Annotated in this window: 8 protein-coding genes; 5 read left to right on the top strand and 3 right to left on the bottom strand. The window is 69.4% G+C overall.

What is annotated here, in order from left to right; translation table 11 throughout:
* Positions 1–184: 184 nt before the first annotated feature.
* On the bottom strand, positions 185–1,105 hold the full coding sequence (locus G6019_RS06155) for an SDR family NAD(P)-dependent oxidoreductase (protein WP_182612946.1): 921 nt from the start codon (positions 1,103–1,105) through the stop codon (positions 185–187).
* A gap of 84 nt (positions 1,106–1,189) precedes the next feature.
* Here G6019_RS06155 and G6019_RS06150 point away from each other — a divergent pair, with 84 nt between their 5' ends.
* Entirely contained in the window at positions 1,190–1,726 is a 537-nt protein-coding gene (locus tag G6019_RS06150; protein ID WP_182612947.1) for a TetR/AcrR family transcriptional regulator, read from the top strand.
* 58 nt (positions 1,727–1,784) lie between these two features.
* On the opposite strand, the gene ychF is transcribed toward G6019_RS06150, so the two are convergent.
* The gene (gene ychF / locus G6019_RS06145; protein ID WP_107756793.1) at positions 1,785–2,864 is read right to left on the bottom strand and encodes a redox-regulated ATPase YchF; all 1,080 of its coding nucleotides are present in this window, start codon (positions 2,862–2,864) and stop codon (positions 1,785–1,787) included.
* A 99-nt stretch (positions 2,865–2,963) separates the two neighbouring features.
* Here ychF and G6019_RS06140 point away from each other — a divergent pair, with 99 nt between their 5' ends.
* Positions 2,964–4,478, top strand: coding sequence for an AI-2E family transporter (locus G6019_RS06140; protein WP_182612948.1), 1,515 nt, complete (start codon positions 2,964–2,966; stop codon positions 4,476–4,478).
* Between the two features lie 11 nt (positions 4,479–4,489).
* Positions 4,490–4,981 (top strand): DUF6542 domain-containing protein, encoded by a 492-nt coding sequence (locus tag G6019_RS06135; protein WP_182612949.1) that lies wholly within the window; start codon positions 4,490–4,492, stop codon positions 4,979–4,981.
* Positions 4,982–4,994: 13 nt separating this feature from the next.
* Here the strand turns inward: G6019_RS06135 and G6019_RS06130 are convergent, their stop codons facing one another.
* Positions 4,995–5,975, bottom strand: a complete 981-nt coding sequence (locus G6019_RS06130) for a 4-hydroxy-3-methylbut-2-enyl diphosphate reductase (RefSeq protein ID WP_182612950.1) — start codon at positions 5,973–5,975, stop codon at positions 4,995–4,997.
* A gap of 72 nt (positions 5,976–6,047) precedes the next feature.
* Here G6019_RS06130 and G6019_RS06125 point away from each other — a divergent pair, with 72 nt between their 5' ends.
* Together G6019_RS06125 and xseA are read left to right on the top strand one after the other, a co-directional pair.
* Positions 6,048–6,431, top strand: coding sequence for a hypothetical protein (locus tag G6019_RS06125; RefSeq protein ID WP_107756796.1), 384 nt, complete (start codon positions 6,048–6,050; stop codon positions 6,429–6,431).
* The coding region (xseA, locus tag G6019_RS06120; protein WP_182627213.1) for an exodeoxyribonuclease VII large subunit at positions 6,428–7,376 on the top strand (949 nt) is incomplete at its 3' end. The genes G6019_RS06125 and xseA, both read left to right, overlap by 4 nt.

The following is a 7,376-nucleotide window of genomic DNA, read 5'->3' as shown; positions in this document are numbered from 1 at the left end:
CGGCGGGTCGAACGGCTGATCGCGCGGCTCACGTCACCGTGATCAGGTCCCTCACGCGACATGATGTGACGACGACGAGGGCTGCCGTCGCGACGGTGAAACGGCCTCGATGCCCTGCTGAGCGCAGGCGTGGCCGTCCTGGTCCTCAGCCACTCCGATGGTCACGCGCTGACTGGTCCGCACGCTAGAAGCGCACCTGCGTGCCGGCGAGGTCGTGGAGTCCGGCCCAGAGCCGTTCTGCGATGCCCGGGTCCGGAGCGCTCGTGTGGAGTGAGGGGGACAGACGGAGTGGGGGCCCGGCAAGCTTCCTCGGGCCGTAGAACTCGCCACCGACGGCATCAGGGCTCGCCAGCGCGCGCACACCCGACCACGCCGCCGCATCCTTTCCCTGCGCCCACGGCGTATACGGGTTCCGCCGGTAGGCAACGGTGGAGTCCCGGATCCCCGGACGCTGCGGCGTCTTGGCGTCAACACCCACGCCCGGTCGCGTGACGATGGACGCGATCGGGAGGCCGGCGGCACGCACTCGCCGGTCCAGCTCATAGGCATACAGTTCGGTGAGCGTCTTCGCCAGGATGTAGGCGCCGATACCGGTGCGAGGCCTGGCGCGGACGTCCGTCACCTCCATGCGGAACCGCTGAACGAACCCGGTGGAGGCATGGACGATCCTGAGGGGATGATCGCGATTCTGAGACGAGTACGCGTCGAGAAGCCTCGCGACCAGAGCGACATTGGACACCGTGTGGGCCCCGACCATGAGGGGCAGGCCATCCTGCGTCCTCGCCCGGGCGGAGAACTCCATGGGACCCCCGTTCAGGAAAATGCCGTCCAACCGTGGCAGAACCGCTAGCCGTTCAGCGCCCTCGCGAACAGAGTCCAGTGACGTGAGATCGAAGGGGACGGACCCGGTGATGGCGTCAGGCACCTGACCCCGGATCGCCGCCGCGGCCACCTCGATCTTCCGAGCTGACCGCGACGCGAGGATCACCTGCGCGCCAGCGGCGGCGAGCTGCTCAGCAGCGAAGTAACCGATACCCCCGGTCGCACCGGTCACGGCATAGACGCGCCCGGCGAGGTCTGGTAGGCGGGTGGGATCCCAGGTCATGATGAACTCCTCTAAGTGGATGGTCTATCCACTTAGAGGATAGCGCCGAAACGGATAGAAAGTCCACTTTGGTAGGGTGTGCCTGTGCCCACTCTCAGATCAGACGCCGCACGGTCCCGCGCCAAGATCCTCGAGGCCGCGCGCAGGCAGCCGATCTCCGAGCTCCGCCTCAACGACCTCGCCCGTCAGGCGGACGTGGGCGTGGCCACCGTCTACCGCCACTTCCCGACGGTGACCGCACTGGTCGAGGCACTCACCCTGGAGGCCTTGGACCAACTCGTCGACAAGGCCCGGGCCGCCGCCGAGGAACCCGACCCAAGCCGTGCCTTCACGCAGCTCGTGCGGGAGACGGCCACCCGACAACTCCAGCACGAGGGTCTACAACTCATGCTGCTCTCGGACGAGACTTCCACCGCGGTGCGCGGCCTCCGCGACGAACTCTTCGGCCTCGCGCAGACGACACTCACCAACGCGATTGCCGCGGGAGCTGTGCGGCCGGACATCTCGCTCGACCAGGTTCAGCGACTCGTCTGCGGAGTCGAACACGCTGTGCGGCTCGGGGACGGCAGCGACCGGGATCAGTTACTCGAGGTGGTTCTGGCGGGGTTGAGCCCGACCTGAGTCGCCAGACGGGCACGGAACAGCGACAAGGTCGTCCGACTCCGTCATAGAAGGCCGTCTAGACGTTGAACCTAAACTCCACCACATCGCCGTCGGCCATGACGTAGTCCTTGCCCTCCATGCGCACCTTGCCGGCGGCCTTCGCGGCGGCCATGGACCCGGCGGCGTCGAGGTCGTCAAACGACACGATCTCGGCCTTGATGAAGCCCTTCTCGAAGTCGGTGTGGATCACGCCGGCGGCCTTGGGAGCGGTGTCGCCCTTGCGGATAGTCCAGGCGCGCGACTCCTTGGGCCCGGCTGTCAGGTAGGTCTGCAGGCCCAGGGTGTGGAAGCCGGCGCGGGCGAGCGCGTTCAGGCCCGGTTCCTCCTGGCCGATCGACTCGAGCAGCTCCATGGCGTCGGCCTCGTCGAGCTCGCGGAGCTCGGACTCGACCTTGGCGTCGAGGAACACACAGTCGGCGGGAGCCACCGCGGCGCGCAGCTCGGCCTGACGCCCGGCGTCGGTGAGCACGGCCTCGTCGGCGTTGAAGACGTAGAGGAAGGGCTTGGCCGTCATCAGGTGCAGGTCCCGCAGCAGTGTGCGGTCCACCTCGTCCTGCGCCTGGAACAGGGTCCGGCCGTCCTCGAGCACGGCCTGGGCCTTGCGGATCTCCTCGAGCTGCGGCACCAGGGACTTGTCCTTGCGGGACTCCTTCTCCAGGCGCGGAACGGCCTTCTCGAGGGTCTCCATGTCCGCGAGGATCAGCTCGGTGGCGATCACCTCGATGTCGGCCATCGGGTCGACGCGGCCGTCGACGTGGATCACATCCGGGTCGTCGAACACGCGCACGACCTGACAGATGGCCTCGGCCTCGCGGATGTTGGCGAGGAACTTGTTGCCCATCCCCTCACCGGTGCTGGCACCCTTGACGATCCCGGCGATGTCCACGAAGGACACCACCGCGGGCAGGATCCGCTCGGAGCCGAAGATCTCGGCCAACCGGGCCAGTCGGGGGTCCGGCAGGTCCACGACCCCGATGTTCGGCTCGATCGTGGCGAACGGGTAGTTCGCGGCCAGCGCGTCGTTGTTCGTCAGGGCGTTGAACAGGGTCGACTTACCGACATTGGGCAGTCCGACGATTCCGAGGGTGAGACTCACGAGGCCTGAGTCTACGGCCCGGGCCCCGCGTCCCCGCTGCCCGCCACCCCTGGCGGTCACAGGGAGCGCGTCGGCGAGACCTCTGACAGGATGTGTGCCATGAGCGACGAGCCGAAACCGCCTCCCCCGGTCGGGACAGACGAGGAGTACGTCGACCGGTCCGTCCTCATCGGCCTCGGCGGGCGCTGGGTCACCGACTGGGCGCTGCGCCTGGCCATCCTCCTCATCGCGGGATGGCTGCTCAGCCAGATCGGTGGCGCGCTGTGGGTGGGCATCCTACCGATCCTGCTCGCGCTCATCGTGGCGACGGTCCTCTGGCCCCCGACGGGGTGGATGACCCGCCACGGCGTCCCCAAAGCGCTTGCCGCGCTCATCTCCCTCCTCGGCTCACTCGGGGCCGTCGCGGGCATCCTCGCCCTGATCGCCCCGTCGATCATCGATCAGAGCGTCCAGTTGGCGGACCAGGCCTCCGAGGCGATCGGCGAGGTCCAGGACTGGCTCCGGGGCCCGCCCCTGAACATCAGGGACGAGCAGCTCGACAGCGTGCTGGGCCAGCTCAGCTCGACGCTGCAGGACCGGGGCGACCAGATCGCCAACGGTGTGTTCACCGGCGTCACCGCGGTGGGCTCACTCCTCATCACCTTCGTGCTGGTCCTGGTGCTCACGTTCTTCTTCATCAAGGACGGCCCCCGGTTCCTGCCGTTCGTGCGCCGGATCGCCGGCCGCAACGCCGGTCGCCACCTCACCGAGGTCCTCACCCGCAGCTGGAACACCCTCGGCGGGTACATCCGCGCGCAGGCGATCGTCTCGTTCGTCGACGCCTTCTTCATCGGCCTGGCACTGGTCATCCTGGGCGTACCGCTGGCGTGGGCGCTGGCGGTCATCACCTTCCTGGCCGGATTCATCCCGATCGTCGGTGCCTTCACGGCCGGCGCGCTGGCTGTGCTCATCGCGCTGGTGGCCAACGGCCTGACCACCGCGATCATCGTGCTCGTCGTGATCATCGCGGTGCAGCAGCTCGAGAGCAACATCCTCCAGCCGATCCTCCAGTCGCGGGCGATGAACCTGCACCCCGTCGTGATCCTGCTCGGCGTGGCCGCCGGTGGCACCCTCTTCGGCATCATCGGGGCGTTCCTCGCGGTGCCGATACTGGCGGTGGCCGCCGTGATGCTCCGGTACCTCGGTGAGCAGATCGACTTGCGGACCGGGGACGTGACGGCATCCGACCTCGCGTCCGCCACCGACGAGGGGCGTCTGACGGCCTGGCTCGGCGAGATGTCCAGTTCGAGGTTCGCGCCACTGCGCAAGAGCAGCAGCGCCATCATGGCGGGGATCAAGGACACCCGGCCGGGACACCCCCACGGGGCACCCGACAGCGGGTCGGTCGAGGCGACCGGTGAGAGTGGGTCGGTGGTGGGGACCCTGCCGATCGACGACGACGAGGTGGTCCCGCCCGACCCGAACGCCGAGGACCCGTCGACCGACCACGCGAATCCTCCCACGGGTCCGGTCGATCCCCACGCCGTGTACGGCAACCGACCCTCGCCTTCGGAGAGCAAGCCCAACGTGCTGCGGCGCTTCGGCAGATTCCTCGCTCGCCGACTCGACGGTTAGAGTCTCATCCCGTGAACACACGCAGGAGCGGACGGGTCCCCGCGGACGAGAGGTCCGTCGTCTCGACCGTACGTGGGCTCCCCGCCTGGTCGGCGGTCCTGCTCGCGGTCGCCGTCACGCTCACCGGGGTGGCGATCGATTCGCTCTCCGGGGCCCTGGGGACCGGCTTCACCGTGGGGTACTTCCTCGGCTGCCTGATCGCGGTGCTGGCGGTCTCGCGTCGCGCACTGTTCGTCGCCGGAATTCAGCCGCCGATCATCATGTCCGTACTGGTCCCGCTGGCCTCGGTGATCGCGGGGGCGGGCCTGAGCGCGGCGGCCTTCTCGCGGTCGCAGATGATCTCGATGGTCCTGCCGCTGGCGACCAGGTTCCCGCTGATGCTCACCACCACACTCGTGGTGGTCGCGATCGCGCTGATCCGGGCGTTCGTCCTGGAACCCCGGCGCACCCGCCCGGCACCGGCCCATCGGCGGCGGGCGGCTCCGGCGCACGCGCGCCGGTGACTCCCCTGCCGCTCTAGACCTTCTTGGGGACCCGGAGCTCGCGGGGCAGGGAGAACGTGATGGTCTCCTGCGCGGTCCGCACCGAGGACACATCGTTGTAGCCGTGGTCGGCCAGCAGGTCCACCACCCCGCGCACCAGCAGTTCGGGCACGGAGGCGCCAGAGGTCACCCCGACCGTGGTGACGCCCTCGAGCCAGGAGGTGTCGATCTCCTTGGCGTAGTCCACCAGGTGGGCGTCGCGCGCACCGGCCTGCAGGGCAACCTCGACGAGCCGGACCGAGTTGGACGAGTTCCTCGACCCCACCACGATCACCAGGTCGCACTGCGGTGCCATGGTCTTGACCGCGACCTGCCGGTTCTGCGTCGCGTAGCAGATGTCGTCCGACGGCGGATCGATCAGCGTCGGGTACTTCTCCTTGAGACGGCGGACCGTCTCCATGGTCTCGTCGACGCTGAGGGTGGTCTGCGAGAGCCAGATCAACTTCTCGGCGTCGACGGGGATGTCCAGGGCGTCGACGGACTCGGGGCCGTCGACGAGGGTCACCACGTCGGGCGCTTCGCCCGCGGTTCCCTCGACCTCCTCGTGGCCCTCGTGGCCGACCAGCAGGATCAGGTACCCCTCCCGGGCGAAGCGCTTGACCTCGGTGTGGACCTTGGTGACGAGCGGGCAGGTCGCGTCGAACGTGTTCAACTCCAGTTGCAGGGCGCTCTCGCGGACGGCCGGGGAGACCCCGTGGGCCGAGAACACCAGGTTCGAGCCGTGCGGGACCTCGTCCGTCTCGTCGACGAAGATCACGCCCTGGTCGGTGAACGACTCCACCACGTGCTTGTTGTGCACGATCTCCTTGCGCACGTACAGCGGTGCACCGTGCTTGGCCAGGGCCTTCTCGACCGTTTCGACGGCCCGGTCGACGCCGGCGCAATAGCCACGCGGTTCCGCGAGAAGCACTCGCTTGGTTGCCGGTTCGGCGATCATGTCGGTCTGCTCGGTCATGGCACCAGGGTACGGTTCATACTGGATTCCGACCATCACGCCTCCCGGACGCCCCCCGGCAGAGAGGTTCCCATGCTCCGACCCTTCTTCCTCACCCGCGTCTCCATCGGTGTCGCCGCCTCCGCGGTCGAGTACGCCGCGGAGCTCCCCGGGCGTGCGGTCCAGGCGGCGGTCTCGCTCCCGACGGTCCCGGTGAAGGTCGCCGGCAGCCTGGTGCAGACGTATCTCCACGCCGGCCAGACCGTCGCGGGGCTCGCGGTCAAGGGAGACCGGGTGCTCGCGACGGTGTTCCCCGCCCGGTCGGACCACCCGGAATGGGCGACGTTCGACGAGGATCTCGACACGCCCGGGGACGGCGCCCGGTACGGCACCGCGGCGGGCCCGGACGGGGACGCGGGGGCCGACGGCGACGACCCCGATGTCCCGACCGGCCGCGTCACCCCACGCGCCACGTGACCGCCGGATCGTCGAGGTCCCCCAGCACCCCCGAACAGCCGTGGCCGGTCCGGGTGGTCTCGGACCAGATCGCCGCCTGGATCCACCGGCTCGGTGCCGTCTGGGTCGAGGGCCAGATCACCCAGTTGAGCCTGCGCCCCGGCACCCGGACGGCGTTCCTCACCCTGCGCGACCCCTCGGTGGACAATTCCCTCACCCTGACCTGCCCGCCCCGGCTCATCTCCGAGGCCCCGGTGCCGGTGACCGAGGGCAGCCGGGTGGTGATCCGCGGGACCCCCCGCTTCTACACCGGTCGTGGGTCGTTCTCGCTCCAGGTCTCCGAGATCCGCCCGGTGGGCATAGGCGAGCTCCTCGCCCGCATCGAGAGGCTCAAGCAGGCCCTCGCGGCCGAGGGCCTGTTCGATCCGCGGCTCAAGCGCCCGCTGCCGTTCCTCCCCACCTGTGTGGGACTGGTCACCGGCCGCGCGAGCGCGGCCGAGCGGGACGTGGTCGAGGTCTCCCGCGGACGATGGCCGGACGTGCGGTTCGCCGTCCGCAACACCGCGGTCCAGGGGCCGTCGGCCGTCCCCCAGATCCTGGAGGCGCTGGCCGAGCTCGACGCCGACCCCGTCGTCGACGTGATCATCCTCGCCCGCGGCGGCGGTTCGGTCGAGGACCTGCTCCCGTTCTCGGACGAGGCCCTGGTCCGGGCGATCTCGCGATGTCGCACGCCCGTGGTCAGCGCGATCGGTCACGAACCGGACTCACCCCTGTCCGATCTGGTCGCCGACCTGCGCGCGGCCACCCCCACCGACGCCGCCAAACGGGTGGTCCCGGACGTCACCGAGGAACGTCGCAGGATCGCCGACGCCCGTGCCAGGACCGCGCGCGCACTGCGGGGATGGGTGGAGCGCGAGCGCGGTCAGCTCGCCGCGGTCCGCTCCCGCCCCGTCATGGCGAACCCGT

The organism is Dietzia sp. DQ12-76 (assembly GCF_014145045.1).
GTDB lineage: Bacteria > Actinomycetota > Actinomycetes > Mycobacteriales > Mycobacteriaceae > Dietzia.
This window is presented reverse-complemented; position numbering and strand designations above follow the sequence as displayed.

Bases quoted from the DNA above. Each gene is read 5' to 3' on its own strand.
- G6019_RS06155 (WP_182612946.1), bottom strand. From the start codon at position 1,105: ATGACCTGGGATCCCACCCGCCTACCAGACCTCGCCGGGCGCGTCTAT.
- G6019_RS06140 (WP_182612948.1), top strand. From the start codon at position 2,964: ATGAGCGACGAGCCGAAACCGCCTCCCCCGGTCGGGACAGACGAGGAG.
- G6019_RS06130 (WP_182612950.1), bottom strand. From the start codon at position 5,975: ATGACCGAGCAGACCGACATGATCGCCGAACCGGCAACCAAGCGAGTG.
- G6019_RS06125 (WP_107756796.1), top strand. From the start codon at position 6,048: ATGCTCCGACCCTTCTTCCTCACCCGCGTCTCCATCGGTGTCGCCGCC.